We start from the raw sequence: 26,869 nt of genomic DNA on the forward strand, positions 1-26,869 counted from the left end.
AATTTCGAGACAACGTCTTCAAATTTTTCACCACAACGCTACCGGATATAGCGGACTCGCTGATGTCTAGAATTAACGACCATTTTCAGGTGCTAAAAACTGCATCTTGAAGTTTCTTGGGTATATACAGGATAACGCTATGCTAATCGATCTTATTACATCATGTAGAAAATCAACCGTAATTTATGCTTTTGTTGATATGGGTTTATCTGTTCACTTTAAAGATGGGGCCTGCGTAAATATCAGTGAACTTGCCAGCCAATATGGCCTTGATCATTCTCGCTTTAGCCGATTATGTGAATATTTAATCAAAATAGGGGTATTGGTTAGCTGCAATGAGGGAGTGGCACTTTCTGAGGAATGCAGTGCACTTGCCGATCCGGAAAGTATGGAATCATTGATGATAAGGTGCGAAGTTAGCCCAGAATACTGGAAAGCTTGGTCAATGTATTCAAAATCCTTATATGAAAATAATAGCAAAACGGCATTTGAAATAGCGCATGGAAAACCCTTCTTTGAATATTTGGATCATCATGAATTGTTCAGATCAAATTTTGATTCTTTTATGTCAAAAAACTCGGACAAAATAATAGAGAAATTACTTGATATTTATGATTTTAGTCAACATAACAGAATATTAGATGTTGGCGGAGGAGAAGGAAATCTTTTGATAAGAATAAATGAAAAAATCAAAGGAAAAGATTACGCTGTATTGGACAGATATAATGAAACACCTGTTTTAGAAGATATTGAATTTATAAACGGAGATTTTTTTAAATTAGTTCCATCTGGTTATGATTTATATATTTTAAAGAATGTTATCCATAATTGGTCTGATAGTAACGCAATACTCATTTTAGAGAATTGCCGAAAAGCTATGGATGATAATGCAACTATTTTGTTGATAGGTACGGTGAAAAAATTAAAATTAGAAATAATTGACTCTACGGATATATTAATGGATGTACTATTATTAGGAAAAGAGCGTTATTTGAATGAATTAGAAGATTTGGCTCACCAAGCAGGATTTGTCGTTAAAGATATCAAAGAGATAAATGAGAAATATTCAATTATAGAGCTAGGTGTAAAATAAACTACAGATAATTATGGAACTCCACAAAAATAGTTATATGGATATATACCCTATGGATTTCAAGATGTATCGCGACGGCAAGGGAGCGAATCCCCGGGAGCATAGGTAACTATGTGACCGGGATGAGTGAGTGCAGCCAACAAAGAAGCAACTTGAAAGATGACGGGTATAGTGTCTCTGAAAACAGGTATAACAAATATGGCATCAAAATATCTGATGCCATATTTCTATCTTATATTATTGCATTAAACTTAGCGTCTATCCCAATAACCTTGTTGAGATAGGCTGTTAATTAACAATGGGTAGAATATGACTACCTTTCATTGATGATATTTGAAGAGGAACTCATTGACATTTTTTTCCTATTGTTGAAATAGTATGTTTATAAAATACCTTATAGTTTTTCAGGTTTTATAATTATTTATTTCTTCTATAAATGAATGTAAATAGTAATATATATTCTACGTTATTTTTTTATATTTAACCATCAAGAATTCTGAGAAGAGCTAATTGTGATCTTTGTCATTTCTTTTTATCAAATTTAATATAATCTGGTAGCTTACTTTTAACAATGCGGAAGCAAAGTGAATTATATCTTTGCGCGAAAAAGTAACAAAGTTAATAATTACATTTTGTTTTATACCCAATGGATTTCAAGATGGATCGCGACGGCAAGGGAGCGAATCCCCAGGAGCATAGCAAACGATGTGACCGGGGTGAGCGAGTGCAGCCAACAAAGAGGCAACTTGAAGGATAACGGGTATAAACAGATTGTTGCGATATCCAATCTATCATCATGTTATTTCTTGGATTTTGGATAAAATACTTAATTTTTTCATAATATATACCCTATGGATTTCAAGATGCTTCGCGACGGCAAGGGAGCGAATCCCCGGGAGCATAGATAACGATGTGACCGGGGTGAGTGAGTGCAGCCAACAAAGAGGCAACTTGAAAGATAACGGGTATACAGATAAAAAGGATGGCTCAATGCTAACTGAACTAATTGCATCAAATAGAAGATCAGCTGCAATTCATGCTTTTGTTGATACCGGATTATCTACTCACTTTAAAGATGGAATTTATGTCGATATAAGCGAGCTTTCCCGTAAATCTGGTGTTAATTATGCTCGGTTTAGTCGATTATGTGATTTCTTAGTTGAAATGGGAGTGTTGGTTAGTAACGATAATAAATTCAGGCTTTCTGATGAGTGTCATGTTTTTGCCAATCCTGAAAGTTTTGAGTCATTCATGATAAAGCTTGAAATTTGCTCACATTACAGTAACGCTTGGTTAATGTATGGAAAATCCCTATTTGAAGATGATGGCAAATCGGCATTTGAAATGGCACATGGCAGGCCATTCTTTGAATATTTGGATGGTAACAAGTTTCTCAAATCAAATTTTGATGCTTTAATGACAAGAGTCTCAAATTTAATCGTTGAGAAGTTACTTGGTATTTATGATTTTAATCAGCACAATAGAATATTAGATGTTGGAGGGGGCGAAGGGGAGCTTTTAGTAAGAATTAGTGAAAAAGTAAAAGGAAAACATTACGCTGTATTGGATAGATATAGTGAGCTTCCCGTTTCTGATAATATAGATTTTATCAATGGAAATTTTCTAAATTCAATTCCATCGGGTTATGATTTATATATTTTAAAAAATGTTCTCCATAATTGGTCCGATAGTGACTCAATACTCATTTTGGAGAATTTCCGCAAAGCAATGGATAAAAACTCATCTCTATTATTGATAAATATGGTGAAAGAGCCAGAATTTTCTAGATCTTTCGATATATTAATGGATGTGTTATTTTTAGGGAAAGAACGTAGTTTTACTGAATTCGAATATCTGGCTAACCAAGCTGGACTTGTCGTTCAAGAGACTAAAGTTATAGATCAATCATATTCACCGTATTCATTTATCAAACTACAGATAAAATAGATTGTAGGAACTACAGATTATTCCCAAAGATGATTACATGATATTGTGTTTTTGAGGAATTAATATATAAAAAAAGCATCAAGATTTTTTGATGCTTTTTTATATTAAAGAGATATATAGATTAAAATAGAAAGTGAATTGAATTTAAAAATTGATGATAAAAGAATAAATTAAATAAAAATATTAAACCTAATATTTAATCATTCCTTGCATTATTCGTGCTTAATAAGGAATATATCCGTTATCCTTCAAGTTGCTTCTTTGTTGGCTGCGCTCGCTCACCCCGCTCACATCGTTTGCTATGCTCCCGGGGATTCGCTCCCTTGCCGCCGCGATGCATCTTGAAATCCATAGGGTATAAGCAGGATATACTTATCCTGCTGCGATGATTATAAACGTATTAACGTTTCTCTTCTTGCTGCTCCTGTTTCATTATTTCACGATACCAACGTGGGTGATGTTTCTTTGCCCATCCACGGGTTACCCAACCTTCAACCATTGCTCGAAGAGTTCCTTTCACCCAGAATGCCGCATAAGCGTGAACCATAATCGTCAAGATTAAACCAATAGCTGACATTGAATGGATTAGAAGCGCAATTCGAATTATTGGAATAGAGAAGAGATCAGCAAAATAGGGGCGCCAAATAATAACACCACTGACAGCGAGTAATATCAGGAAAATAGTGATAGACCAATAAACCCCTTTTTGACCTAAGTTATACTGACCAATATCACCCGCTTCCTCATTTTTTACAATCTTACGGATATTTTTTAGCCATATAATGTCATCTTTGTCGATAAAGTTATGTTTAAAATATCTGAAGAACATAAAGATAAATAAAATAAACATCACTGAACCAACAAAGGGATGCAAAATCCGTGACAATTGAGGTGTACCGAAGATATTCATCAGCCAGTTAAAAGAGGGGAAAAAGAATCCTAATCCACTAATGGCGGTAAAGAAAAAACAGAGCACTACCGCCCAATGGTTTATTCGCTCAACAGGTGAGTGACGGATAATAATATCTTTCCTGCTTTTCATTGCTGTTCCTCCCCATTAGCTGATTTTTGTGATGATTCCGTATCACGACGCGCATTTTCCTCGTCTTCTTCAGTTACTCGGTTTGGTCCAATTCCCACATAATGGAAGAGGCTGGCAGCGAATGTGGCAGCAAATCCCACTGCGGCCAGCGGTTTCCAGATACCTTTCCAGAAGGTGACGGTCGGGCTGATAGCGGGATTGTCCGGTAAGCCATGATATAGCTGTGGTTTGTTAGCATGGTGTAGCACATACATCACATGAGTCCCACCAACCCCATCAGGATCGTACAGGCCCGCGTTCTCATAACCTCGGCCTTTCAACTCACTCACCCGTTCAGCCGCCAAATCTTTCATCGCTTTTTTACTGCCAAAATGGATTGCACCGGTCGGACAGGTTTTCACACAGGCAGGTTCCTGACCGACGTTAACGCGGTCAACACACAGAGTGCACTTATATACCCGGTTATCTTCTTTGTTGATCCGTGGCACATTGAACGGACAACCCGCGATACAGTAGCCACAGCCGATACAGTGTTCAGACTGAAAATCAACAATCCCATTTGCATACTGGATAATCGCCCCTTCGGCTGGACAAGCTTTCAAGCAGCCTGGATCAGCACAGTGCATACAACCATCTTTACGAATCAGCCATTCCAGTTTGCCGTTCTCTTCAACTTCTGAGAAGCGCATCACGGTCCATGATTTAGCGGTTAAGTCCGCCGGGTTATCATAAACACCAACGTTATGACCGATTTCGTCACGGATATCGTTCCACTCAGAACAGGCCACCTGACAAGCTTTACAACCGATACATGTTGTCACATCAATCAGTTTTGCAACGCCCTCTTGGTCATCCCGCACCCGTGGTGCAGGAGTAAAAGAATTTGTGGCAGAGCGACGAATGATGTCTTGAGTTTGCAATGACATGATTTCTCCCTTACACCTTTTCTATATTAACCAGGAACGCTTTGAACTCAGGCGTTTGTGTGTTCGCATCCCCAACAAATGGTGTCAACGTATTGGCAATAAAGCCTTTCTTCGCAGCCCCTTCAAAGCCCCAATGAATCGGAATACCGATAGTATCTACTTCACGACCATGTACATTCAGGGTTCGAATACGTTTGGTGACAACCGCTTTCGCTTTGATGTAACCACGATTAGAGCTAACCTTGACGGTATCACCGTGTTTGATGCCTTTCTTTTCCGCCAGTTTTTCACCGATTTCTACAAACTGTTCAGGTTGGATAATCGAGTTCAATAATGCATGTTTTGTCCAATAGTGGAAATGCTCTGTCAAGCGGTAAGTCGTTCCTACATAAGGGAATTTATCTGGCTTACCCATTGCTTCAAAGTCGCTTTTGAACACTCGGGCTGCCGGGTTGGATACCACATTCGGATGCAATGGATTGGTCCCCAATGGTGTTTCAAAAGGTTCATAGTGTTCAGGGAACGGCCCTTCAGCCATCTTATCAATAGCAAACAGACGTGCCATACCTTCCGGTTGCATGATAAATGGACCAACATCCGTTTCCGGTGCCGCCACGCTGTAATCAGCAGTATCGACACCACCCCACTTAGTACCATCCCACGTCAGTAACTGACGTTTCGGGTCCCACGGCTTACCCTGCGGATCAGCCGATGCGCGATTGTACAAAATACGACGGTTTAACGGCCATGCCCATGCCCAACCTAGCGTATTACCCAATCCTGATGGATCTGCGTTATCACGACGGGCCATTTGGTTACCTTCCGGCGTCCAGCTTCCAGCAAAGATCCAACAACCACTGGCGGTCGTGCCATCATCACGTAGCTGCGCAAAAGAGGTTAATTGCTGACCTTGTTTCACGATGACGTTGCCATTAGCATCAATCAGATCAACCAGTGCCCGGCCATTACTCTCTTGAGCCACCTCTTCTGATGTGGGGTTGTCCGGGTTGAAGTAATCCCAAGTCATGCTCAGCATCGGCTCTGGGGATGCACCCCCTTCCGCGCGGTACATATCCCGCAGACGTTTGAAGATTCCTGAAAGGATTTCGCCATCACCGATGGCTTCTCCCGGTGCATCAGCCCCTTTCCAGTGCCATTGCAACCAGCGGCCAGAGTTAACAATTGAGCCATTTTCCTCTGCAAAACAGCAACATGGCAGGCGGAAAACTTCTGTCTGAATTTTGGATGAATCGACTTCATTAAATTCACCGTGGTTCTGCCAGAAAGTTGAAGTTTCAGTATTAAGCGGATCGATCGTGATCAGGAATTTCAGTTTCGACAGGGCACCAACGACTTTGTTTTTATTCGGAAAAGAGGCTACCGGGTTAAAGCCCTGACAAATATAGCCATTCACTTCACCTTTCGACATCATGTCAAAAAATTGCAGAACGTCATAACCTTTGTCCCATTTCGGCAGCCAGTCAAAACCCCAGTCGTTATCTTTACGGGCATTATCTCCGTAGAAACTCTTCATCAGACTGATAAAGAATTTTGGGTAGTTACCCCAATAGTTAACCTGACCCGGCCGCATTGGTTTTGGCGTATTTGCCTGGAGGTAAGTTTGCAAATCAGCCTGTTTCTCTGAGGGGAGTGTCAGATATCCCGGCAAGCTTTGCGACAACAGCCCCAAATCAGTCAATCCCTGAATATTCGAGTGACCCCGCAATGCATTAACACCGCCACCTGCCATCCCCATATTGCCCAACAGTAGCTGGATTATTGCCATAGTCCGGATGTTCTGTGCACCCACTGAGTGTTGAGTCCAACCCAGCGCGTACAGAAAAGAAGCGGTCTTATCCTTAACACAAGTTTCTGCAATATATTCACAGACTTTCAGGAAGTCCTCTTTTGGCGTACCGCAAATATTACTGACGACATCTGGCGTGTAACGACTAACGTGCTCTTTTAGCAGATTCCATACACAACGTGGGTGCTTAAGTGTGATATCACGTTGAGCAAAGCCGTTTTCATCCAGTGCATAGTTCCAACTGGTTTTATCGTATTGACGTTTTTCTGCATCGTAACCACTGAACAAACCATCATCGAACGAGTAATCTTCACGCACGATCAGACTGGCGTTGGTATACGCCTCGACATATTCATGATTAATCTTATCGTTGGTCAGTAGGTATAAAATGACACCTGACAAGAAAGCAATATCAGTACCAGAACGGATTGGAGTATAGAAATCCGCCACAGATGCTGTACGGGTAAAACGCGGATCAATCACAATTAACTTAGCGTTATTATGGATTTTGGCTTCCATTGCCCAGCGGAATCCCACTGGATGTGCTTCGGCAGCGTTACCACCCATAACGACGATCAGATTCGCGTTCTTGATATCAACCCAATGGTTGGTCATCGCACCGCGACCAAATGTTGGAGCAAGACTTGCTACCGTTGGTCCGTGTCAGACACGTGCTTGGTTGTCTACGGCGAGCATGCCGAGAGCGCGACTAAATTTTTGCGATAGATAACCTGTTTCGTTACTGGCAGCGGATGCACACAGCATACCGGTCGTCAGCCAACGATTGACTGTGACACCCTCTTGATTGGTTTTAATGAAATTAGCGTCACGGTCTGCTTTCATTAGTTTAGCAATGCGATCAAATGCCTCATCCCAAGTAATACGTTGCCATTTGTCAGAACCTGCTGCACGATATTCCGGATATTTCAGGCGGCTTTCGCTATGAATAAAATCAACCAAGCCCGCCCCTTTAGGACAAAGTGCACCGCGGTTTACTGGGTGATCAGGATCACCTTCAATATGAAAAATAGTTGCTTTCGCATTTTTTGCGCCATCGCCAAGGCTGTACATCAACAGCCCACAGCCGACAGAGCAGTATGTACAGGTATTTCGGGTTTCACGTGCACGCAACAGTTTATAATTACGCGTTTGTGCAAGGGCTGCGGTTGGTGCAAAGCCCAATGCTGCTACCGTTGTACCTGCCATACCGCCAGCGCAGATCTTAAAGAACTGCCTTCTGCTGACTTGCATGGGAATCTCCTCGCTCACATTGTCTTAAAATGCATTGTCTTAAAACAGTATCCATTCCATCATGGGAAAAATTTCAAATGTATTCTTTCTTATTAAAACCACTTTCCGTAGCGGGATCAGATTTATTGCCTGACAAATAGTATAGACTCTTTTTTCCACACAATTATTGTGTCGTAACACTATTAGGAACTCATCTAATGTATAACGTAAAATCAGGGAAGTTGTTACCATTTGGTGTGATTGAGGGGGTAACACGAACGAATGTGCAACAAAAACACCATTTCGATACATTAAAAGTTGATTGGATTGCAGAAGAAGTTCCTGTTGCTTTAGTTTATAACGGTATTTCGCATGTTGTGATGATGGCAAGTCCCAAAGATCTCGAATATTTCGCTATTGGATTTTCACTTTCCGAAGGCATCATTGAATCTCAACACGAGATTCGTAGTATTGATATTGTCGCTCATTGTCGCGGCGGCATTGAGTTGCAAATAGAACTTTCTAGCCGCCGTTTTGCGGGTTTGAAAGAGCGCAGACGTAATCTGGCGGGACGAACAGGTTGCGGCATCTGTGGAGCAGAACAACTTTCTGATATTTTTCGCCCTATTTCCCCGTTGCCTTTCACTCAAACTTTTTCATTAAACCAGCTTGACTATGCTCTCTCTCAATTGACTAGCGTCCAAGATGTTGGTGCATTGACAGGTTGTACTCATGCAGCAGGTTGGATCAATCCGGAAGGTAAATTATTGGGCGGATGTGAGGATGTAGGTCGGCATGTTGCACTGGACAAGATGCTAGGCATGAAGGCAAAAACAGGCTGGCAGCAAGGCGCTGTTCTGGTATCCAGCCGTGCCAGTTATGAGATGGTACAAAAGTCAGCCATCTGTGGCGTTGAAATTTTATTGGCTGTTTCAGCCGCAACTTCATTAGCGGTAGAAATCGCTGACCGATGTCATTTGACCTTGGTTGGTTTCTGTAAACCCGGTAAAGCGACTATTTATACCCATGCTGAGAGATTAATAAGTTAAACCCGCTAAGAATATGCAATATCAAGAGTGCCTATATTCCCCCCCGCTGTGATTAAGGTGAAAAGTTTATTTTTATCTTAAATCAACAGAGATTGTCTTAATAATGCTAAATCACGCATGCAAGTTGTGAAACATCCATAGGTTGGGTTCAATGTAATAAGCCATTTGTTGTTGTACATCCACCACTAGCGGCACTAAACCACCAGGAATAATATACTGCCCACTTTGCAGAAATTTCATTCCTGTCCATTCCTGCCATTTATCAAGCGTGGCATTTATAGACATTGAGTGCATAGCCGGTTGAATAATCTTCGCTCCCAGGCGCCAGTGTGTCCGAATCCAAGGATCAAAAGGTTCATTGTTGTCATTTTTCCATCTACAGTATTGTACAAAATCCTGCAATGGATAGTTTTGCTTTAACGTCGGCCTAACAGGAACAACTAACCCTTTTAACCCCTCCTCAATAGCCGCTTGTTTTAAGCTACTAATGAGTAATGCCGGTAAATTCTTGCCACGAAATTCAGGAGATACTGTTACTGACAGTGCTGACAACATTTTTGTTACTTTTTTTCCACGGGCAAACATACCTCTGCGGAAAACTTCATCCCAACCATTATCTGGCAGTTGTTCTAATGAATCGCCTTCCCAAGGGAAAGGTACTGAATTAGCAACACCAATTAATCGCTGTTTTTCTCCTTGCTGCAAAATAGCAAATTGCTGAAAACGGCTGAAATCTGATTTAAATAATTTATTCCAATGCTCATATGTTACTGGGGAGTTCTGCATAAACAAAGGCCAATTATTATAAATAAGCTCATCAGTGGCATTTTTTAAATCAGGTCGTTGTTTTGCAGATTGAATAATAATGTGTGTTTTCAAAGTAGGATTTCCGGTAAAAGTAATTCGTAAGATTGATAAATGCTTCATGAGTTGATAATTATGTAGAATAGCAGTAATATTTATAGACATAAAGAGATAATATGTTTTAAGTAATTGTTACTAAGAGCTAATTAAATAAATTTTTTATCTTTTATTAATTATTTAAATTAAATTTTTATTTATCAAGCATACTTGGATTCACATAATAAGTGCAACATCGTTAATCCGGAAGTAAACATGTTCGTATTCCTTTAAATAACTCATTCGTTTTGGCTCTCCTCATGAGGATAATTTTATGAATTCATCAATATTTTCCATGAGTTTTCATATATCTTGATAACAATGATTATGTGTCACTATTTCACACAGGGATTGTCATCGCCTTATGACCGATAAATTGGAGATCAATCACATTGGTATCACATAATTGATACAGGTTGACTTTTATTGAACCTGATTAATGTTAAAGTATAAGTATTTATTATGTATATGAATTCAGCAATTCAATTATTGCTGCAAGTTTTCTTTCCTAAGTGATTTATCTGTTTCTTTTCCAATTTGATGTGACTATGGCTGATATTTAGGCCAGTAAGAGGAGAGCCTGATGGCGGGTTTACTACCGATTACTGTAATTGCTGCGGCGGCAGGAGATATTGTTCTTAGTTTACCGAGACTTCCTCGTAGTGGAGCAGATCAGGAAGCTAAAGAAATTGATCGGCAGATTGGTGGTTCAGGTTTCAATGTTGCTCGGGCTTTAGTTCGCCTGCAAATCCCTGTGATTAATGGTATCCCGGTTGGTAACGGATGCTGGGGGGAGCAGATAACCAAAGAGATGCAGGACCTTGGGCTTGAGGTCACATTGACCAATCCATATCTTGATAATGGTTGGTGTTTGGCAATGGTTGAACCGGACGGTGAAAGAAGTTTTGTCTCCGTGAGTGGTTGTGAAGTTGACTGGAGTACGGCAATGCTCTCTTCTATTGTTTTGCCGGAAAGGGGGTATATCTACTCCAGTGGTTATGTCATGGCGAGTAAATCAACGGCGATTTTATGTGACTGGTTACTGGCGTCTCCATCCGGGCAGACGTTATTGCTGGATTTTGGTCCGCGTTTACCAGAAATAGATCCCACTTTCCTTGATGCATTACCTGCTGACCGGACCATTCTGACACTGAACCGTGATGAAGTTGCTATATTGTGTGGAGAAGGTGATCCTGTCGTCCAAGCTAGCCGTTATTCCAGCGAAAGAAAAATCACTATTATCTGCCGGTTAGGTTCACAGGGTACATGGATATGTCTGCCTGATCGTAAGCCAGAATATGTTGCTGCTTATAAAGTAAAAGTGGTGGATACCATCGGTGCTGGTGATGCCCATAGTGGTGGCATGCTGGCGGGATTATCGCAGGGAATGTCGCTGAGAGATGCTGTTGAACTTGGCAATCGTGTTGCTGCTATTGTCGTCAACCGTTCTGGTGCTGCTGGTGCACCGACAATAAAAGAACTAGAGGAGTTTGTGTTTGAATAATTATTTTCAAGCACTACACCTCTTAGGTTTTAAGGGGCGTAGTTAAAATGAGTGCATTACTTCCAGGTTGGAAACGCAAAACGGCTTTATTTTTATCAGCTCAAACAATTTCTTTGCTAGGTTCTTCCATTGTCCAGTTCTCTATCGTCTGGTATATCACCCTAAGTACTTCATCGGGGGAAATGCTGGCTATTTCGGTGCTCTGCGCATTTCTTCCTCAGGTATTGATCTCTTTATTTGCCGGTGTTTGGGCAGATACTTATAACCGTAAGTGGCTCAGTATTGCCTCTGATGCGTTAATTGCATTAGTCACTCTTGGTTTAGCAATCTCTTTTATGCTCGGATTTAAGAGCATTGAGCTGTTATTTGTCGCACTGATTGTCCGCTCGTTCGGGACGGGCATCCAAATGCCGGCTGTTAATGCGATTATTCCGCAACTCGTGCCGAAAGAGAAATTGCTGCGGGTCAATGGTATTAATACTTCTCTGACTTCACTGATGATGTTGGCATCTCCTGCTATCAGTGGCTTTTTATATTCTCAAACTTCAATTGAGAATATTTTTTTAGTGGATGTAACGACTGCCATTATCGGCATTAGTATTGTTGCGTTTATTCCTATTCCTAAAATTGTTTCTGGCTCCATGCCGGATAATAAATTTCAGGCAATCTTAGCGGGTTTCCGTTATTTGCAAGAGAATAAACTAATCAGAAATCTTTTGATTTTTCTGATTTGTGTCTGCTTTCTGGTTAGTCCGGCTGCATTTTTGACACCTTTATTAGTTAACAGGACATTTGGGGAAGAGCCGTGGCGTTTAGCCATTAATGAAATGACATTTAGTGCTGGCGCGGTTTTAGGTGGATTGCTGATTTCTTTCTGGAGTGAATATAAAAACAAAATGCGTATAACGGCGGTAGCTTGTGCGTTGTTTGGCATATTTATGATCGCTCTTGGTAATGCCTATTGGTTCCCGCTTTATCTGGTACTCAATATCTTTTTGGGCATGGTAACACCTTGTTTTAATGCACCGATAACTGCGGTTTTTCAGGAAAGAGTCGAACTTGAAATGATGGGCAGGGTATTCAGTTTAGTTCAGATTGCTATGTCTTGCTCTCTACCATTAGGTATGGTGCTGTTTGGCCCCATTGCTGACTATATTAGTATTCAATCTCTTTTAATGATATCGGGTGGATTGATATTACTGACGGGCACACTGTTTTTTATGTTTAATGGAGAAGTCAGCCGAGAAAGTAGCAGTGCAGTTTAATCGGACTTAATGTTGCCAGTTATGCGATAAGCGCAGCGTCGTGAATTGGTGCTGCTTCAATTACAACCGTGCAGCTCTTCGCTACTGCCTTTAGAGCCGCATTGGCGGGGATGGTGGTGAACCTTTCAGGATTTAATGAACCGGGTGGTGTAACGGGGACAGCTTCTGCCGCATACTGGTTATTCTTGTTATTTGCTATCGCACCATTGCTGGCGCTGTTTACCGCATGGAGAGCAGCGAAGATTAGGTTAGTGGCTGAGTAGTTCTGTTTTATGGTGCGAGGGATGGATTATGATATCGACGTTTGTTGATGACACGTCGATATTTTCCTGTTTTTTCGATGCACGGTTTCCGCATGTCGATTCCATCGACATATCGCTAACACGTGTCGAAATTTTTCGGTTTTATCGACATGAAGTCTTTACGTGTCGATGCCGTCAACATATACACGCAACGTGTCGAAAAAAATAGGAAATATAAACATGACATGGCAGCCCGATGCGCCTTTTAATGCTATTCCCTTATTGCCACCAACCGTAAAGGTGATGGAGTCTATTGCGGTATTAAAAGCCTGTATACCTGCCAGAGCTGCACTGGCTGAGCTTAAGCAAGCTGGTGAATTGTCGCCTAATCAGGGGTTACTCATTAACTTGTTGCCGCTGCTGGAAGCAAAAGACAGCTCAGAAATCGAAAATATTGTTACTACTTCAGACAAACTGTTCCAATATGCACAAGAAGACAGTCTGGCTGATCCTGCAACGAAAGAAGCACTACGCTACCGCACTGCACTTTATGAAGGGTTCATACAATTAACTCGGCGGCCACTATGCACGAATACAGCGATTGAAGTTTGTAGCCGACTAAAAGCTGTTGATATGAATATTCGCAAAGTTCTTGGTACAACGCTGAGTAATCAGGCAACGGGTGAGATTATTTATACGCCGCCAGAGGGAGAATCTCAGATACGTGATTTACTCAGCAATTGGGAGCAATTTCTTCATGCAGAAGATGGAATCGACCCATTAATCAAAATGGCTATTGCTCACTACCAGTTTGAGGCTATTCATCCATTTACTGATGGCAATGGACGTACTGGTCGTATCATTAATATTCTCTATCTTATTGAACAGCAGCTTTTGACATTACCAATTCTTTATTTAACTCGCTACATTGTACAACATAAGAGTGATTATTATCGGTTGCTTTCCCAAGTTACTGCTGCTGGCAAATGGGAAGAGTGGATTATCTATATGTTAACCGCAGTAGAGCAAACTGCTAAATGGACTACGAATAAAATTGCTGCGGTAAGAGAATTGATTGAACATACCAGTGAGTATATAAAACAAAGTTTGCCTAAAATTTACAGCCATGAGCTGGTGCAGGTGATATTTGAACAACCTTATTGCCGTATTAGTAATTTGGTTGAGAGTGATATTGCTAAGCGTCAAACTGCTTCGGTTTATTTAAAACAGTTGTGTGATATTGGAGTATTACGAGAAATTCAGGCTGGGAAAGAAAAGCTATTTGTTCACCCTAAACTGGTACAGTTAATGACTAAGGATAGTAATACATTGAGTTATTACACAGTTTGAAAAGTATCTACATCAAATTTATTAAAAATCTTTGTGAATAACTGGTAAAAATTGAAGCCGAACATGATGTAGTAAAAACCGCTAGCTTTCATTGTTGCAGTACTGCTGGCTATACAACGATAAAGAGCTAAACGTAATTTGCAGAAGTGACTTATTCTTTGTTTTTTTATGATGGAGAGGCTAATACTCTCCGGTTGCCATTATTCTCCGGCATACTGATGATATCAGCAGTTTCCATCTGTTCAATGATACGTAAGGCTCTGTTATAGCCAACAAAATAATGTGTCGCTTAAAAATTTCTTACAATACATATATCCACTTCGCTGGCATGACCTTAAAAATAAGTAGTTACTGCGACAATAGTAAATTTTAATAGCATAACTAATTGATATTTATTAATTATTCATTATTTTTGTACTTAGGGAAGTGGGGGGAGCTTTTTCAGATAAGAGAAACACTATAGCTTTTTTAACTTATTGGGGGTAACTTATCAGAATGATTATAGTGCGATGGTGATGAAATATGTCTTTGGATGTAGCTTATGGCATTGAATTAAATGAGTATATCGACCCTGATCGAGCTTATGATTTGTATTGGTCTGGATTAATTACTAATAAAAAATTATTTATATGTCCTGGCGAAGATTGTTCTGCACAGGTTACTTGTGCGAATCTTGATGAAGATATGCAGAACATGCGTGTAGTTCCTCATTATCGCATTTATGGTAAACATCATCCTAATTGTGAAATAGAGAGAAAAATTCCGCTTAAGATATTAAGTGTCATTGAAAATGCTAAGCAAGGAGAGAAAAAGACACTTGATCAGTCGATAGTTGATTCTTTTATACTTCATCGCCCGGATAGTTATTATGAATCTAAGAAGAAGGATGATAATAAAAATCATGGAAATAAGCGGAATAAATATCTATCAAAGTCACATGCTCTTAATCTGAAAGAAATCGGCAATATAGGGAAAGTCTACTCGGTTAGAACTATCGTAAGTCGTTATATAAGGTATATTAAGGATAACACGTTAATAAATAGGAAATTGAATATATCTGGAATGGATATACCATATTCTGGGGTGTTTAAATGTATTTGGGAGCAGAAAATAGATTCGTTGCCAGAGTATGGGATTATATATTATGGTTGGGCTTATATAGATAAGTATGAAGGTAAAGGATATCGTATTAAATTTAAAAAAAAGATAAAAAACTCACATGGTGAATTGCTACAAACAACTTGTTTTATATCCAAAAAGCTAATAGATAAATATCATGTAAAAAAACTTGTCATCAAGAGGTTGTCAAAAATAATACAGACACAAAAATCTACAGCATTTGTCTTCATTTATGGGCGGCCTGAAATAATTAGATCGAAAATCAATAATAAAGAGTATGTTAATTTCTATGTTGATAACTTAGACTACATTGATATTAATGTAGATAATCCTCTTCCTAAAAGAAAAGTTTAAATTTAAGTATGGGGAAAAACAGGGTTTTTAGCTGAGTGAGCTAGTATTTTTTACCAACGTTCCGTAAATTCTGTGCCAGCGGGCTAACACTTTTCTCACTAGTAGCGGTATCTACAGCCAGATTTTCCAGTGTATTGTCGTTATTTAAGGATATGTATGCCATTACGATGCAGTATACAATCGTGGAATGCGATAATTTCCTGCGCATTCACCCAAATCATCGGTAAGTCAACGCCTCTACAGTATATCTGTGGCGCTGCATAATGTGAACAAACTCGGCATCCAGTTTAGCATTTCGATAATTCTCATTTCATTTATATCCGTTATCTTTTAAGTCGCCTCTTTGTTGGTTGCATTTACTCACCCCGATCACATAGTTGTCCATGTTCCCGGGGATTCGTTCCCTTGCCGTCGCGATGCACTTGAAATCCATAGGGTATATATGGCAGAGTAAAATAATGTCAATGCATGGTGTTGATTTTGCTTTTAATTTTTCCAACCGAAGGGCGAAAAAACAATGGAGAATTTAAAGTATCTCCGAAGGAGATGCTGAAAGTTAGTCCTTGCTTTGAAACTACTATTCTTTTTTAATTGTAATACTGAACCAAATTTCTATAATTTCGATTACTTCTACACATATGGAGTTAACGATCTCATCCATACGCTCTATATCTAATTCATCATCAATTGTAAAGCCAAAGGATAATGGAATTATAAGTATATTTTTTTTATAGGCTTCTTTTTTATTTTCATCAAGTAAGGTTATTACTCCATGAGATTTTCTATTTTTAATGTATAATTCTATTTTTTCCTTTTCCCCGGTATTAAAATTCAATTCATCATCGAATAGAGCATTAAAAAGTTTCTTTTTGTTTAATGCCTTCAATAGATCTTCTTTATCGCTTGGGTTTTCTTTTAAATAGGCGTAGAAATCTCGTTCTTTGTTTAATATGTTATTATTTTTTGTATTTATAATCGCAAGTTTATAGTTGTATAGACCTATAAAAAAAACAAATACAGGTATAAATATCAGCGATTGTTTCAAGAGAGAAATTGGTGTTTTGAAAATTTGTTCTGCCGTTAAAATACACTCTTCAGAGAAACAAAATGTCCAATCTCGTTTGATGATAATATCCAAAAAAACCATGATTGCCGTAGAAATCATCGAGAAAAAGCAAACTGTAATAAGTGAAATTATTATGTATGATATTATGCTGGTTAGTGATGCTTTAATTTTCATTTTTAATTGGACTTATTAATTTTAGACGAGCTTTGAACTCATTTGCCTCTACAGGATACAGTTTCTTCAAAATTTCTAAGCGAAATATGACTTGAAAATAACGGCTTCTATATCTTTCAGTGCTACCAAAAGTAGCATGATCTTTTGATAGGTTAGATATCACCCTATTAATTCTTTTTATTTCTTTATGTTCTGGGAGGGGATCGCAATGTTTTGCCAGCAATTTTTTTAGAAGAGGATAATCAGGACAATTAACTCGTTTTAATTTAGTGATTTTCCCTTTGACAGAAAAATAGACGTCATGATAATTCTTCTGCATTCTGATATTATCACGATTATATCCTGTTTTTACAACTCGCTTTACTTGTGTTTTTATATTTATTCTTTCATTCTTTGTAAATCGTGGAGTTGTTTCTTCTATACATAGTCCATGTACTTTAAACGATTGTGGTGAATTAGCTGATAATAATTGAGTCTTATCTTTATTCACTGATAATTCTTTCTGCGTTATAAATTCTGAAATGATAGTTTCAACAAATTTCCAATCACCTTCTTTTTTTAAGCGAGATACTGTTATATCGTCAATTAAACGAGTGTATCTGAAACCGAGACTACGTAGGTAATTTACCTTATTTGGCTCACAATCATAAAAATATAAGTTTGCTAAATAAGTACTTGTTGGGGCACCTTGTGGAACAAAACCATCATACGTAGTAAGCTTTGTTAAAATGTTTGATACTTCATCAGAAAACTTAAATAAGTCTTTGAATATATTGAAAACAAATTTTGTTTTCATTGTAGGGAAAAAATTTTCAATATCAAGTTTGATAAGAATTTTTGCTTTACAATGTTGATGAGCACATAAAATGTAATCGCGAGGGTTTTCTTTGTCTGGTATTGAACCATACAAATAATCAGGGAAATTAATTTGATTAAATATTCTATTGTTTATTTTTCGAAGAATTGATTTAAGCATTCGATTTGGTGCATAAACAATTCGTTCACCACCGTTTTTTTTCTTAATCGGTGGCTTAATATAATATGCGTTTTCAACACCATCTCTAAGCAGACTTTCAAATTTTTCAATATCTTTTATCCCCAGCAAGCCGATTAAGCTTTCTTTTCTTTGAATGGGAGTAAAAGTATCCTTAAACGAGAAACCCTTTGGCATGTAATCCTTCTTAGATAAAAGTTAGCGTCCTCACGGCCAAGAAGGGCAGTTGAATCCGAAGGAAGCAACACAAAAGTATAAAATCCACCCTACCTTCACTAACTTTTTCCAACTGTGTACTGTACTCCGTGGTCTAGCTTTTGCATGGCTCGCCAGAGTGCACCCAGAAAGACCTTTCGGTCGTCCTAGACTTAAGGACAGATCTTTTTGCTTTAACGCTTCCTTTTTCATCAAGTGAGGTCTTAGTCCCACGAAAGTCTTTTACCAGAAATCGGATTGCTCTTAAAGTTTTTTTATTCAGTATCTAATAACTGATCTTCAAGACGGGAATTGCTAGATTTGCTAATAGCCATGTCGTTAGTCCTCTAACGGTGTAGTTAGCCCCTGTCTGGTACTGCTAATACCTTTCAGGGGAGAGATTGGTGATGAGATACTTTTGTGGTAGGGTACGTACCTATAAAAGCCATCATAGTCAAAAAGGTACGTACATGTCAGCGATAAAACGCGATACGAAAAAATCTTCATCGGCAGGCAAATCTCCGACTTTCCAGATACGGATATCACCTGAGCTACGTGAACAGCTTGATGAAGTTGTGGTAAAAGAAGGTGTCAGCTTGGGCAACTGGTTCAAAGAACTCGCCCGTAAAGAGCTTCGTAAGCAAGGGATTGAGCCGAAGGGGTGAACGGGCTACTGTTTGCTATTTAAATCTCCCTTGACATTGTATATCAGTTGTATTAAAATCCACTATGTAGATTATGTGGCGGTAGAGGCATCCCCACGTTAAATAGAACAACCTCATTGGATTATGTGGCGGTAGAGGCATCCCCACGTTAAATAGAACAACCTCATTGGATTAATCTACACGGAAAGCCCTCCATTGGAGGGCTTTTTTGCATAGAGAATAAGAATATGATATTGCGCCAGATCAAACAAGATGTCTACAACAGGCTTTGTGAAAATAGACCGCAAGTTTTAGAAAAAAATAGGGGGTATGGCGTTATATCGATTACTTTAAACGGACTTACATTCGCAGTCCCTTTACGAAGTAATCTAAATCATCCTAATGGGTTCAAGACTATCTTCATAAAGGAAAAAAAATGCTGGAGTGGCTTAGATTACTCAAAAGCTTTACTCATTGATGTTGATGATCTAGAACCACAAGCTTTTAAGCTAAAAATGGAAAAAGAGTATGAAAAGTTAAAAGCAAACGAAAAAAAGATCGAGGTGGAATTTGGGGCTTATGTTCAAGGATACATTGAATACATAAATACGGGTGAGGGTGATGATCGTTGTTATAAATTTACTACACTCCAGTATTTCCATAGAGATTTGGGCTTATAGCCACTAATTATATTAATATTGCTAAGTTGCCCATATTTCTAGCTGAATCAAAGCTATCTGTAAATTCAGCTAGTCAGCTTTATATCGAGTGGTTAAATAATGGATTCAAGTAATTTAGCAACTTTCACATGAGCTTCTTTCCTTTCTTCAAAATAATCATATTTGGCCATAAATGCTTTCAACACCTTTGAGCTTGTGATTAAGGCATCTTTCAGCAACATGAAAAGGAACGAAAGAGAGGCAGGTAGACTACGGCAAGCTCGTCTTAAATCATGAACAGAGAACCTCTAAAATCTGTCTGATGAAATGATGGAATATCAGTTGCTTGATCGTGATCGCCTTAGCTGGCAGTATTTCTGTCGTCTGGCCGATGTCATCAATAATATTCCTGACCGAAATACCATTTGACATTTTGAACAGCGTATCGGGAAAGATGGCGTTCAGGCTTTATTTGAAGACGCTAACCGCCAATTATCCGCTCAGGGATTTATTGCCTGTCGCGGGCAGGTTATTGATGCCACGTTGATCTCAACGCGTAAGCAACATAATACCCGCGACGAAAATCAGCGGATACGCAAAGGTCACCCCTTAATGACTGGAGCGCACACAAGCGCTGTCAAAAAGATACCGAGGCAACCTGGACGCAAAAACACGGTAAAAATTATTTTTGTATCAGCTTCTTGTATAGTAATTGATAGAATTGAGTGGACTTTACTCAATATTCTGAATCTGCTCCCTCATCTGTTCGATTAGCACTTTCAATTCAATGGCGGAGTTAGTGATATCGGCGTTGATAGATTTGGAGGCAAGCGTATTAGATTCGCGATTGAATTCCTGCATCATAAAATCCAGTCGGCGGCCGACGGCTTCTTTTTTCTTTAGAATATTACGGGTTTCTTTGGTGTGGGCATCAAGGCGATCTAACTCTTCTGCCACATCGAGGCGTTGAGCCAGTAAAACTAACTCTTGCTCAAGACGGTTATTTTCAAGCTGTACCTGCGCTTCTTCCAATTTGGTTTGCAGGCGTTCCCGCTGCCATTGCATGATTTCAGGCATTTGTTGGCGAACTTTACCGACTTCTTCGGTTACTGCGTCCAAACGTTGTTCAATCATAATTTTAAGTGCGTTGCCTTCGGCTTCACGGCTTTGAATAAAGGCATCCAGTGTTGTATCCAGTTCTTGCAACAATTGAGTGTTGATAGCATCCAGGTCTTGCTCTTCTGCGGCCATAACGCCAGGCCAACGCAGAATATCAACAGGGTTGATTTCACCTTCGTTGCTCTGTTGTTTGACCCAGTTCGCCGCATTGACTAGCTGTTTTGCTAAAGTTTCATTCAGGATAAGTTCGCCTTGAGAGCGTGAATCCAGTTCAAAACGTAAGTTGCACTCAACTTTTCCGCGAGTCAGACGGGAACGAATGCGTTCACGGATCACCGGTTCCAAGCTTCTGAATTGTTCTGGTAGGCGGATATAAGTTTCTAAATAACGCTGATTAACGGAGCGTAGTTCCCAAGCCGCATTTCCCCATTCACTTTTGATATCTCGCCGTGCAAAAGCAGTCATACTACGGATCATGATTCGTTCCCAATTTAAACAAAAGATTAAGAGATTATAACGCTCGTTGTAGATGCAGGATAGGAATTAGCCCTGTTAGGCCGTATAATGCGCCCCCAATAATGATTTAACAACGGAGATAACACTATGCGCCCAACAGGAAGAGCGGCAGAACAAGTGCGTCCTATCACGATAACCCGTCATTATACTAAGCACGCGGAAGGTTCGGTTCTAGTAGAGTTTGGCGATACTAAAGTGTTATGTAATGCCTCCGTTGAAGAAGGGGTTCCTCGTTTCTTGAAAGGTCAGGGGCAGGGCTGGGTGACGGCGGAATATGGCATGTTACCGCGGTCTACTCATACCCGAAATGCTCGTGAAGCAGCTAGAGGCAAACAGGGCGGGCGTACGATGGAAATCCAGCGTTTAATTGCCCGTTCGCTGCGCGCCGCTGTTGATTTGAAAAAACTGGGTGAATACACCATTACACTGGATTGTGATGTTATTCAGGCTGATGGCGGTACCCGTACAGCTTCTATTACTGGTGCTTGTGTCGCGCTAGTTGATGCGTTGAATAAAATAGTTGAAGCAGGCAAGCTGAAAGAGAGTCCTCTGAAATCAATGGTTGCTGCGGTCTCTGTTGGCATTGTGGATGGTGAAGGTCGTTGTGATCTGGAATATGTGGAAGATTCCGCCGCTGAAACTGATATGAACGTCGTGATGATGGAAGATGGCCGGATGATTGAAGTGCAAGGCACTGCGGAAGGCGAGCCATTTAGTCATGATGAGTTGTTATCCTTATTGGCTCTTGCCAAGGGAGGATTAGAGGATATTTTTGATGCGCAGAGAAATGCGTTAAAACAAAATGCATTAAAATAATAAGTTGATCAGGCGACATGATAGTCGCCTTTTTTATGCCTGTTGTATGACGATAACTATGACTCAAAAAGAGGAGACACACCAATGAAAGCCTATCAGCGCGAATTTATCGAGCTTGCGCTAAAAAAACAGGTACTGAAATTTGGGGAATTTACCCTGAAATCAGGACGTAAAAGCCCGTATTTTTTTAATGCCGGGCTGTTTAATACTGGGCGTGATTTGGCGTTAATCGGGCGTTTTTATGCAGCAGCATTGTTGGATAGCGGTATTCAGTGCGATTTGTTATTCGGACCCGCTTACAAGGGTATTCCAATTGCAACGACAACGGCAGTGGCACTGGCAGAACATCATGATATTGATATGCCATATTGTTTTAACCGTAAGGAAGCTAAAGATCATGGCGAAGGTGGTACTTTGGTTGGTAGCCCACTTAAAGGCAATGTTGTTCTGGTTGATGATGTTATTACCGCAGGTACAGCTATCCGTGAATCGATGGAGATTATCAAGCAGCATAATGCGACGCTTGCCGGCGTGATGATTTGTCTTGATCGTCAGGAACGTGGGAACGGTGAAATCTCGGCAATTCAGGAAGTGGAAAGGGATTATGGTTGCAAAGTGTTTTCTATCATTACTTTGAATGATTTGATTAATTATTTGAGTGGTCAGCCAGAGATGAAAGATCATCTGGATGCAGTAAAAGCCTATCGTGCGCAGTACGGTATCTGATAGATAAGCTTCAAAAAAAGCCCTCGCCCAATAACGGGCGGGGTGAGTAGTAGAATAACTTATTGTAACTGAGCCAGTAATAATGGCCAGCGTGCTTCAAATTCCTGCGTTGGACGATAGTGGAACTCAGAGCGTACAAAACGTGAAAGCATCCCTTCACAAAATGCGAGTAACTGAGATGCTAATAACGACTCATCATAACTGAAACCTTGTCCATCACGTAATTTTTTCTCTTTTAAAACTTGGCGGATCTGTACTTCAATTCGTTCAAATAACTGATTTATGCGCCCTTGCAGCCGGTTTTGTTCAAACATTAGAGCATGACCTGTCATGATGCGGGTCAGACCGGGATTTTTTTCTGAAAAACCCAAGATCAGGACCAATATCAGGCGAATACGAGTTATGGTATCTTTTTCATCTTGCAGAATCAGGTTAATCCGTGAAATTAATGAGTCTTCAATGAACTCGATCAAGCTGTCAAACATCCGGGTTTTACTAGGAAAATGCCGATATAGGGCAGCTTCGGAAACACCCACGTTGGCGGCCAGTTTAGCAGTAGTGATGCGATGGCTACCGTCACTGGATTGCAACATATGCGCCAGCGCCTGCAAGATCTCCTCGCGTCTGTTTCTTTTCTTTGTATTTTCGTTTTCTGCCATGTCTGACAAGACCTTTGTTAAGAACAGCAAAACAAACAAATCAGTAATTCTTTGCTCAAAATGCCATTGAGCAAAGAATATGATAATGGGTTAAACGGTATGGTCTTACAGAGATTTATTGGCGACCGGAATGACCGAAACCACCGCTGCCTCTTTCGCTGGTTTCAAAATCTTCTACCAGATTGAATTCAGCCTGGACGACGGGTACAAAAACCATCTGAGCGATACGTTCGCCTGGTTGGATAGTGAAAGCTTTATCACCACGATTCCAGACTGAAACCATGAGCTGACCTTGGTAATCAGAATCGATCAAACCCACCAGATTCCCCAGAACGACGCCATGTTTATGTCCAAGGCCCGAACGGGGCAGAATAACGGCGGCCAGTTGTTCATCACCAATATGAATAGCAAGCCCGGTTGGAAGCAGTTCTGTTTGGCCTGGAGCCAGTTCTACCGCATTGTCCAGGCAAGCCCGCAAATCTAAACCTGCGGAACCCGGTGTAGCGTAAGTTGGTAAAGGAAATTCTTCCCCGATACGTGGGTCAAGGATTTTAACGTCGATTTTTTTCATCATAGCGTCTGACTATCTCGTCTAATAAATGGTGGCTAAGTAATAACTTATTACTATGAGGTAAGCGGATTTCTCCCTCATGCCAGAACAAATGTAATGCATTAGTATCACTGTTAAAGCCGTGGCCAGTAAGGGATACATCATTTGCACAAATCAGATCCAAATGTTTTTGGTTCAGTTTTTTTCGTGCGTATTCTTCCACATTCTGGGTTTCAGCCGCAAATCCAACCACAAAGGGGCGGTTTTCTTGCATTGCTGCTACATTGGCAACAATATCCGGGTTTTTGATCAGGGTAAAAGTGATCTCATCACCCTGTTTTTTAATTTTTTCTTCGGCAATCTGTTTAGCGCGATAGTCTGCAACCGCAGCACAACCAATGAAGATATTCTGTGAACCCGCTACTGCCTGTGCTTGTTCATTCATTTCCAGAGCGCTGGTGACGTCGATTCGTTTGACTCCCGGTGGTGTCGGTAAATTAACGGGGCCAGTGATCAGGGTGACTTCTGCACCACGTGTTGCCGCAGCCTGGGCGATAGCAAACCCCATTTTGCCGGAGCTGTGATTGCTGATAAAGCGGACTGGGTCCAATGCTTCACGGGTTGGTCCGGCGGTAATAGCAAGTTTTAGGTGAGCTAAGTCTTGGCTTGCTTGAAAATGTTGTTCAGCGAGTTCGACAATCGCCATGGGATTTAGCATCCTGCCGGGACCAACGTCACCACAAGCTTGGCTGCCGTTGTCCGGTCCCCACAGGAGAACGCCTCGTTCTTCAAGATGCTTGAGATTATGTTGCGTTGCTTGAGCTCGAAACATTTGTTGATTCATTGCGGGTACGGCGGCAATTGGGGCTGGGGAGGCCAAACAAAGAGTTGTTACGAGATCATTTGCCATACCGACGACCAGGCGTGCCAGTAAATCAGCAGTAGCCGGGGCGAGAATAATCAGATCAGCCCATTTACCAAGTTCAATATGCCCCATAGCAGCTTCTGCTGCTGGATCTAACAAGTCATCGGAAACGGGATAACCAGAAACCGCCTGCAACGTCATTGGTGTAATAAACGCTTCTGCTGCTGGTGTCATCACTACACGTACTTGTGCGCCGCGATCACGCAGGCGACGTACTAGCTCGGGAGTTTTGTAAGCGGCTATTCCTCCGCTGATACCGAGCACAATCTGTTTGCCGGAAAGTCCTGCCATCATGATTGTCCGAATATATAAGTTGCAAGGGGCCAAGATTTTATCACAAGAGATTACAGAGTTGAGCAGAGTCTGAGCTTTGATTGTAAAAAAGAATAAGTTTGCGAGCGGCTACGCAGCTCTGGAATATGATATTCGCCCTTATATTTAAGGCATGGAATACTGTTTGTATCAGGTGAAACAGAGCAGGGAGATGAATATATGGGAATTGATGTCGCTGAAAATACAGGAGAAATATATTCAAATTTAGCTCCCAGAGAAAAATTGTTGGCTTATGGTTCTGTTTCTCTAACAGATGCTGAGTTACTGGCTATTTTTTTACGTACCGGGACCAGAGGACTTCCTGTTTTACGAATGGCTGAATTTCTACTGAAAGAATTTGGATCTTTGTACCATTTACTCTCTGCTGATTATGACACTTTTTGTTCTCATAAAGGGATGGGATTGGCTAAGTATGCACAATTACAAGCCATTGCAGAACTGGCAAAGCGTTTTTTTTCCAGCCAGTTTATGCATGAGGATATTATGAGTAGTCCAAGTGTGACTCAAGAGTATTTGCAAAACCTATTATCAGGGCGCGATAGGGAAATATTTGTTGTGTTGTTTCTCAATAATCAAAATAGAGTCATCTGTCATGAGGAGATGTTTAAAGGCACCATTAATAAAGTTGAAGTTCATCCTCGTGAAATTGTCCGATCGGCGATAAAGGTGAATGCTTCATCCGTTATTTTGGCTCATAATCATCCATCAGGTCATGCAGAACCAAGTTTGGCAGATAAGATTGTTACAGATAAAGTGATTGATGCCTGTAATTTGGTTGGTGTAAAAGTGCTGGATCATCTGGTTATTGGTCGGCAATGTTGTGTTTCATTTGCTGAGCGAGGATGGATTTAGCTAACTTTTTCAAGATCCTTATGGATCTTTGGTTGTGCGGGACTTGAGCGTCAGCGATTGAGGGCGTATACTACGCCACCTTTGAGGATCTTTGGTTTGGCGAGAAGAGCCTATCTCAGCACATTTTCTGAGTAAATGTGAGTCTTTTCAGTGGAATTTGCTGAGATGGGCTCCTAAGCCTGACGAGGCGGCCATACCCAATACAAAGCTCGAGCTGATTTGATTTTTGGAGAATAGACATGTCCCGAGTCTGCCAAGTTACTGGCAAACGCCCGATGAGTGGTAATAACCGCTCTCATGCATTGAATGCGACTAAGCGTCGTTTTCTGCCTAACCTGCATTCCCACCGTTTCTGGGTTGAGTCCGAGAAGCGTTTTGTGACTCTACGTGTATCTGTTAAAGGTATGCGTGTGATTGATAAGAAGGGTATCGATGCAGTTTTGGCTGAGCTTCGTACCCGCGGTGAGAAGTACTAAGGAGCTGAAAAATGGCTAAAGGTATTCGCGATAAAATTAAGCTAGTTTCTTCGGCTGGTACTGGTCACTTCTATACCACTACGAAGAACAAGCGTACTATGCCAGAGAAACTGGAAATGAAAAAATTTGATCCAGTTGTTCGTCAGCATGTTATGTATAAAGAAGCCAAGATTAAATAATTTTGGTTGATTTGAAAAAAACCCGACTTAGGTCGGGTTTTTTATTGTAAGAATATTAAACAGATATTCACTGATTCTTCTTTCTATTTCATAGAAATTTTGTTATTCGTAGACGTAAGATGCTGTTTAGCTATACTAATGCCTTCCGGTAGGCGGAA

Annotated in this window: 28 protein-coding genes and 4 pseudogenes; 19 read left to right on the forward strand and 13 right to left on the reverse strand. The window is 40.4% G+C overall.

Annotated features, from left to right (window positions below):
- The 5 genes and pseudogenes from AACQ38_RS18245 to AACQ38_RS18265 all read left to right on the forward strand — a co-directional run.
- Positions 1-110: pseudogene (locus tag AACQ38_RS18245) on the forward strand (IS630 family transposase); the annotation flags it as partial.
- Positions 111-139: 29 nt separating this feature from the next.
- Complete coding sequence (locus tag AACQ38_RS18250; protein WP_165578756.1) at positions 140-1,093, forward strand: methyltransferase; 954 nt, start codon at positions 140-142, stop codon at positions 1,091-1,093.
- Between the two features lie 113 nt (positions 1,094-1,206).
- On the forward strand, positions 1,207-1,377 hold the full coding sequence (locus AACQ38_RS18255; protein ID WP_165578757.1) for a hypothetical protein: 171 nt from the start codon (positions 1,207-1,209) through the stop codon (positions 1,375-1,377).
- A 300-nt stretch (positions 1,378-1,677) separates the two neighbouring features.
- A complete protein-coding gene (locus AACQ38_RS18260; RefSeq protein ID WP_165578758.1) occupies positions 1,678-1,914 on the forward strand; it encodes a hypothetical protein in 237 nt (78 codons plus the stop codon).
- A 91-nt stretch (positions 1,915-2,005) separates the two neighbouring features.
- On the forward strand, positions 2,006-3,040 hold the full coding sequence (locus AACQ38_RS18265; RefSeq protein WP_327082907.1) for a methyltransferase: 1,035 nt from the start codon (positions 2,006-2,008) through the stop codon (positions 3,038-3,040).
- A 400-nt stretch (positions 3,041-3,440) separates the two neighbouring features.
- On the opposite strand, the gene fdoI is transcribed toward AACQ38_RS18265, so the two are convergent.
- Genes fdoI through fdnG form a run of 3 tightly spaced genes read right to left on the reverse strand, consistent with a single transcriptional unit; the run spans position 3,441 to position 8,066 of the window.
- Positions 3,441-4,082, reverse strand: a complete 642-nt coding sequence (fdoI, locus tag AACQ38_RS18270) for a formate dehydrogenase cytochrome b556 subunit (RefSeq protein WP_011148943.1) — start codon at positions 4,080-4,082, stop codon at positions 3,441-3,443.
- Positions 4,079-5,008, reverse strand: coding sequence for a formate dehydrogenase subunit beta (fdxH, locus tag AACQ38_RS18275; protein WP_165578759.1), 930 nt, complete (start codon positions 5,006-5,008; stop codon positions 4,079-4,081). Before fdxH ends, fdoI begins: the two co-directional genes overlap by 4 nt.
- Before the next feature lie 10 nt (positions 5,009-5,018).
- Positions 5,019-8,066, reverse strand: a complete 3,048-nt coding sequence (gene fdnG, locus AACQ38_RS18280) for a formate dehydrogenase-N subunit alpha (RefSeq protein ID WP_165578760.1) — start codon at positions 8,064-8,066, stop codon at positions 5,019-5,021.
- Positions 8,067-8,263: 197 nt separating this feature from the next.
- Between fdnG and fdhD the strand changes: the two genes are divergently transcribed.
- Positions 8,264-9,094: a formate dehydrogenase accessory sulfurtransferase FdhD gene (gene fdhD / locus AACQ38_RS18285; protein WP_011148941.1), complete on the forward strand. Its 831-nt coding sequence runs from the start codon at positions 8,264-8,266 to the stop codon at positions 9,092-9,094.
- A gap of 111 nt (positions 9,095-9,205) precedes the next feature.
- On the opposite strand, the gene AACQ38_RS18290 is transcribed toward fdhD, so the two are convergent.
- Positions 9,206-10,063, reverse strand: a complete 858-nt coding sequence (locus tag AACQ38_RS18290) for a transferase (RefSeq protein WP_339367068.1) — start codon at positions 10,061-10,063, stop codon at positions 9,206-9,208.
- Between the two features lie 514 nt (positions 10,064-10,577).
- On the opposite strand from AACQ38_RS18290, the gene AACQ38_RS18295 reads away from it, so the two are divergent.
- The 4 genes and pseudogenes from AACQ38_RS18295 to fic all read left to right on the forward strand — a co-directional run bounded on the left by AACQ38_RS18295 (position 10,578) and on the right by fic (position 14,355).
- Positions 10,578-11,498, forward strand: coding sequence for a carbohydrate kinase family protein (locus tag AACQ38_RS18295; protein WP_165578761.1), 921 nt, complete (start codon positions 10,578-10,580; stop codon positions 11,496-11,498).
- A gap of 47 nt (positions 11,499-11,545) precedes the next feature.
- A complete protein-coding gene (locus tag AACQ38_RS18300; protein WP_165578762.1) occupies positions 11,546-12,763 on the forward strand; it encodes an MFS transporter in 1,218 nt (405 codons plus the stop codon).
- 44 nt (positions 12,764-12,807) lie between these two features.
- Positions 12,808-13,026 (forward strand): annotated as a pseudogene (locus AACQ38_RS18305) (MFS transporter); the annotation flags it as partial.
- Positions 13,027-13,245: 219 nt separating this feature from the next.
- Positions 13,246-14,355, forward strand: coding sequence for a protein adenylyltransferase Fic (gene fic / locus AACQ38_RS18310; protein ID WP_165578763.1), 1,110 nt, complete (start codon positions 13,246-13,248; stop codon positions 14,353-14,355).
- A 166-nt stretch (positions 14,356-14,521) separates the two neighbouring features.
- Here the strand turns inward: fic and AACQ38_RS24165 are convergent.
- Positions 14,522-14,629: pseudogene (locus tag AACQ38_RS24165) on the reverse strand (DNA translocase FtsK); the annotation flags it as partial.
- Between the two features lie 248 nt (positions 14,630-14,877).
- On the opposite strand from AACQ38_RS24165, the gene AACQ38_RS18315 reads away from it, so the two are divergent.
- Positions 14,878-15,828, forward strand: a complete 951-nt coding sequence (locus tag AACQ38_RS18315) for a hypothetical protein (protein WP_165578764.1) — start codon at positions 14,878-14,880, stop codon at positions 15,826-15,828.
- A 217-nt stretch (positions 15,829-16,045) separates the two neighbouring features.
- On the opposite strand, the pseudogene AACQ38_RS18320 reads toward AACQ38_RS18315, so the two are convergent.
- The 4 genes and pseudogenes from AACQ38_RS18320 to AACQ38_RS18335 all read right to left on the reverse strand — a co-directional run.
- Positions 16,046-16,135 (reverse strand): annotated as a pseudogene (locus AACQ38_RS18320) (type II toxin-antitoxin system prevent-host-death family antitoxin); the annotation flags it as partial.
- A gap of 3 nt (positions 16,136-16,138) precedes the next feature.
- Positions 16,139-16,261: a hypothetical protein gene (locus tag AACQ38_RS18325; RefSeq protein WP_255563007.1), complete on the reverse strand. Its 123-nt coding sequence runs from the start codon at positions 16,259-16,261 to the stop codon at positions 16,139-16,141.
- Positions 16,262-16,405: 144 nt separating this feature from the next.
- A complete protein-coding gene (locus AACQ38_RS18330) occupies positions 16,406-17,068 on the reverse strand; it encodes a retron Ec48 family effector membrane protein (protein WP_165578765.1) in 663 nt (220 codons plus the stop codon).
- Positions 17,058-18,239 carry a reverse transcriptase family protein gene (locus tag AACQ38_RS18335; RefSeq protein ID WP_011148932.1) on the reverse strand — a complete coding sequence of 394 codons (1,182 nt, stop codon included), beginning with the start codon at positions 18,237-18,239 and terminating at the stop codon, positions 17,058-17,060. Before AACQ38_RS18335 ends, AACQ38_RS18330 begins: the two co-directional genes overlap by 11 nt.
- 488 nt (positions 18,240-18,727) lie before the next feature.
- Between AACQ38_RS18335 and AACQ38_RS18340 the strand changes: the two genes are divergently transcribed.
- The 3 genes from AACQ38_RS18340 to AACQ38_RS18355 all read left to right on the forward strand — a co-directional run bounded on the left by AACQ38_RS18340 (position 18,728) and on the right by AACQ38_RS18355 (position 19,989).
- Positions 18,728-18,922: a hypothetical protein gene (locus AACQ38_RS18340; protein ID WP_011148930.1), complete on the forward strand. Its 195-nt coding sequence runs from the start codon at positions 18,728-18,730 to the stop codon at positions 18,920-18,922.
- Positions 18,923-19,149: 227 nt separating this feature from the next.
- Entirely contained in the window at positions 19,150-19,581 is a 432-nt protein-coding gene (tenpIN, locus tag AACQ38_RS18345; RefSeq protein ID WP_011148929.1) for a type III toxin-antitoxin system TenpIN family toxin, read from the forward strand.
- Between the two features lie 309 nt (positions 19,582-19,890).
- A complete protein-coding gene (locus AACQ38_RS18355) occupies positions 19,891-19,989 on the forward strand; it encodes a hypothetical protein (RefSeq protein ID WP_207631916.1) in 99 nt (32 codons plus the stop codon).
- A gap of 303 nt (positions 19,990-20,292) precedes the next feature.
- On the opposite strand, the gene AACQ38_RS18360 is transcribed toward AACQ38_RS18355, so the two are convergent.
- Positions 20,293-21,156, reverse strand: coding sequence for a YicC/YloC family endoribonuclease (locus AACQ38_RS18360; RefSeq protein ID WP_011148928.1), 864 nt, complete (start codon positions 21,154-21,156; stop codon positions 20,293-20,295).
- Positions 21,157-21,282: 126 nt separating this feature from the next.
- Between AACQ38_RS18360 and rph the strand changes: the two genes are divergently transcribed.
- Positions 21,283-22,011: a ribonuclease PH gene (rph, locus tag AACQ38_RS18365; protein WP_011148927.1), complete on the forward strand. Its 729-nt coding sequence runs from the start codon at positions 21,283-21,285 to the stop codon at positions 22,009-22,011.
- An 84-nt stretch (positions 22,012-22,095) separates the two neighbouring features.
- Positions 22,096-22,737 (forward strand): orotate phosphoribosyltransferase, encoded by a 642-nt coding sequence (pyrE, locus tag AACQ38_RS18370; RefSeq protein WP_011148926.1) that lies wholly within the window; start codon positions 22,096-22,098, stop codon positions 22,735-22,737.
- A 59-nt stretch (positions 22,738-22,796) separates the two neighbouring features.
- Here pyrE and slmA read toward each other — a convergent pair whose 3' ends face one another.
- The 3 genes from slmA to coaBC all read right to left on the reverse strand — a co-directional run bounded on the left by slmA (position 22,797) and on the right by coaBC (position 25,165).
- Positions 22,797-23,396, reverse strand: coding sequence for a nucleoid occlusion factor SlmA (gene slmA, locus AACQ38_RS18375; RefSeq protein WP_011148925.1), 600 nt, complete (start codon positions 23,394-23,396; stop codon positions 22,797-22,799).
- 115 nt (positions 23,397-23,511) lie between these two features.
- Positions 23,512-23,970, reverse strand: coding sequence for a dUTP diphosphatase (gene dut / locus AACQ38_RS18380; protein WP_165578767.1), 459 nt, complete (start codon positions 23,968-23,970; stop codon positions 23,512-23,514).
- Positions 23,948-25,165 carry a bifunctional phosphopantothenoylcysteine decarboxylase/phosphopantothenate--cysteine ligase CoaBC gene (gene coaBC, locus AACQ38_RS18385; protein ID WP_165578768.1) on the reverse strand — a complete coding sequence of 406 codons (1,218 nt, stop codon included), beginning with the start codon at positions 25,163-25,165 and terminating at the stop codon, positions 23,948-23,950. The genes dut and coaBC overlap by 23 nt, the downstream gene beginning before the upstream one ends.
- Positions 25,166-25,363: 198 nt before the next feature.
- Between coaBC and radC the strand changes: the two genes are divergently transcribed.
- The 3 genes from radC to rpmG all read left to right on the forward strand — a co-directional run bounded on the left by radC (position 25,364) and on the right by rpmG (position 26,711).
- The gene (radC, locus tag AACQ38_RS18390) at positions 25,364-26,056 is read left to right on the forward strand and encodes a RadC family protein (protein WP_011148922.1); all 693 of its coding nucleotides are present in this window, start codon (positions 25,364-25,366) and stop codon (positions 26,054-26,056) included.
- 239 nt (positions 26,057-26,295) lie between these two features.
- Positions 26,296-26,532: a 50S ribosomal protein L28 gene (gene rpmB, locus AACQ38_RS18395; protein ID WP_011148921.1), complete on the forward strand. Its 237-nt coding sequence runs from the start codon at positions 26,296-26,298 to the stop codon at positions 26,530-26,532.
- A gap of 11 nt (positions 26,533-26,543) precedes the next feature.
- Positions 26,544-26,711 carry a 50S ribosomal protein L33 gene (gene rpmG, locus AACQ38_RS18400; protein ID WP_010847629.1) on the forward strand — a complete coding sequence of 56 codons (168 nt, stop codon included), beginning with the start codon at positions 26,544-26,546 and terminating at the stop codon, positions 26,709-26,711.
- The last annotated feature ends 158 nt before the right edge of the window (positions 26,712-26,869 follow it).

Source organism: Photorhabdus sp. RW14-46 (genome assembly GCF_963887965.1).
GTDB lineage: Bacteria > Pseudomonadota > Gammaproteobacteria > Enterobacterales > Enterobacteriaceae > Photorhabdus > Photorhabdus laumondii.

Excerpts from the sequence above, each read along its gene's own strand:
- AACQ38_RS18250 (WP_165578756.1), top strand. The coding sequence starts at position 140 with ATGCTAATCGATCTTATTACATCATGTAGAAAATCAACCGTAATTTAT.
- fdoI (WP_011148943.1), bottom strand. The coding sequence starts at position 4,082 with ATGAAAAGCAGGAAAGATATTATTATCCGTCACTCACCTGTTGAGCGA.
- fdxH (WP_165578759.1), bottom strand. The coding sequence starts at position 5,008 with ATGTCATTGCAAACTCAAGACATCATTCGTCGCTCTGCCACAAATTCT.
- fdhD (WP_011148941.1), top strand. The coding sequence starts at position 8,264 with ATGTATAACGTAAAATCAGGGAAGTTGTTACCATTTGGTGTGATTGAG.
- AACQ38_RS18290 (WP_339367068.1), bottom strand. The coding sequence starts at position 10,063 with ATGTCTATAAATATTACTGCTATTCTACATAATTATCAACTCATGAAG.
- AACQ38_RS18295 (WP_165578761.1), top strand. The coding sequence starts at position 10,578 with ATGGCGGGTTTACTACCGATTACTGTAATTGCTGCGGCGGCAGGAGAT.
- AACQ38_RS18300 (WP_165578762.1), top strand. The coding sequence starts at position 11,546 with ATGAGTGCATTACTTCCAGGTTGGAAACGCAAAACGGCTTTATTTTTA.
- fic (WP_165578763.1), top strand. The coding sequence starts at position 13,246 with ATGACATGGCAGCCCGATGCGCCTTTTAATGCTATTCCCTTATTGCCA.
- AACQ38_RS18315 (WP_165578764.1), top strand. The coding sequence starts at position 14,878 with ATGTCTTTGGATGTAGCTTATGGCATTGAATTAAATGAGTATATCGAC.
- AACQ38_RS18325 (WP_255563007.1), bottom strand. The coding sequence starts at position 16,261 with ATGGATTTCAAGTGCATCGCGACGGCAAGGGAACGAATCCCCGGGAAC.
- AACQ38_RS18330 (WP_165578765.1), bottom strand. The coding sequence starts at position 17,068 with ATGAAAATTAAAGCATCACTAACCAGCATAATATCATACATAATAATT.
- AACQ38_RS18335 (WP_011148932.1), bottom strand. The coding sequence starts at position 18,239 with ATGCCAAAGGGTTTCTCGTTTAAGGATACTTTTACTCCCATTCAAAGA.
- AACQ38_RS18340 (WP_011148930.1), top strand. The coding sequence starts at position 18,728 with ATGTCAGCGATAAAACGCGATACGAAAAAATCTTCATCGGCAGGCAAA.
- tenpIN (WP_011148929.1), top strand. The coding sequence starts at position 19,150 with ATGATATTGCGCCAGATCAAACAAGATGTCTACAACAGGCTTTGTGAA.
- AACQ38_RS18355 (WP_207631916.1), top strand. The coding sequence starts at position 19,891 with ATGGAATATCAGTTGCTTGATCGTGATCGCCTTAGCTGGCAGTATTTC.
- AACQ38_RS18360 (WP_011148928.1), bottom strand. The coding sequence starts at position 21,156 with ATGATCCGTAGTATGACTGCTTTTGCACGGCGAGATATCAAAAGTGAA.
- rph (WP_011148927.1), top strand. The coding sequence starts at position 21,283 with ATGCGCCCAACAGGAAGAGCGGCAGAACAAGTGCGTCCTATCACGATA.
- pyrE (WP_011148926.1), top strand. The coding sequence starts at position 22,096 with ATGAAAGCCTATCAGCGCGAATTTATCGAGCTTGCGCTAAAAAAACAG.
- slmA (WP_011148925.1), bottom strand. The coding sequence starts at position 23,396 with ATGGCAGAAAACGAAAATACAAAGAAAAGAAACAGACGCGAGGAGATC.
- dut (WP_165578767.1), bottom strand. The coding sequence starts at position 23,970 with ATGATGAAAAAAATCGACGTTAAAATCCTTGACCCACGTATCGGGGAA.
- coaBC (WP_165578768.1), bottom strand. The coding sequence starts at position 25,165 with ATGATGGCAGGACTTTCCGGCAAACAGATTGTGCTCGGTATCAGCGGA.
- radC (WP_011148922.1), top strand. The coding sequence starts at position 25,364 with ATGGGAATTGATGTCGCTGAAAATACAGGAGAAATATATTCAAATTTA.
- rpmB (WP_011148921.1), top strand. The coding sequence starts at position 26,296 with ATGTCCCGAGTCTGCCAAGTTACTGGCAAACGCCCGATGAGTGGTAAT.
- rpmG (WP_010847629.1), top strand. The coding sequence starts at position 26,544 with ATGGCTAAAGGTATTCGCGATAAAATTAAGCTAGTTTCTTCGGCTGGT.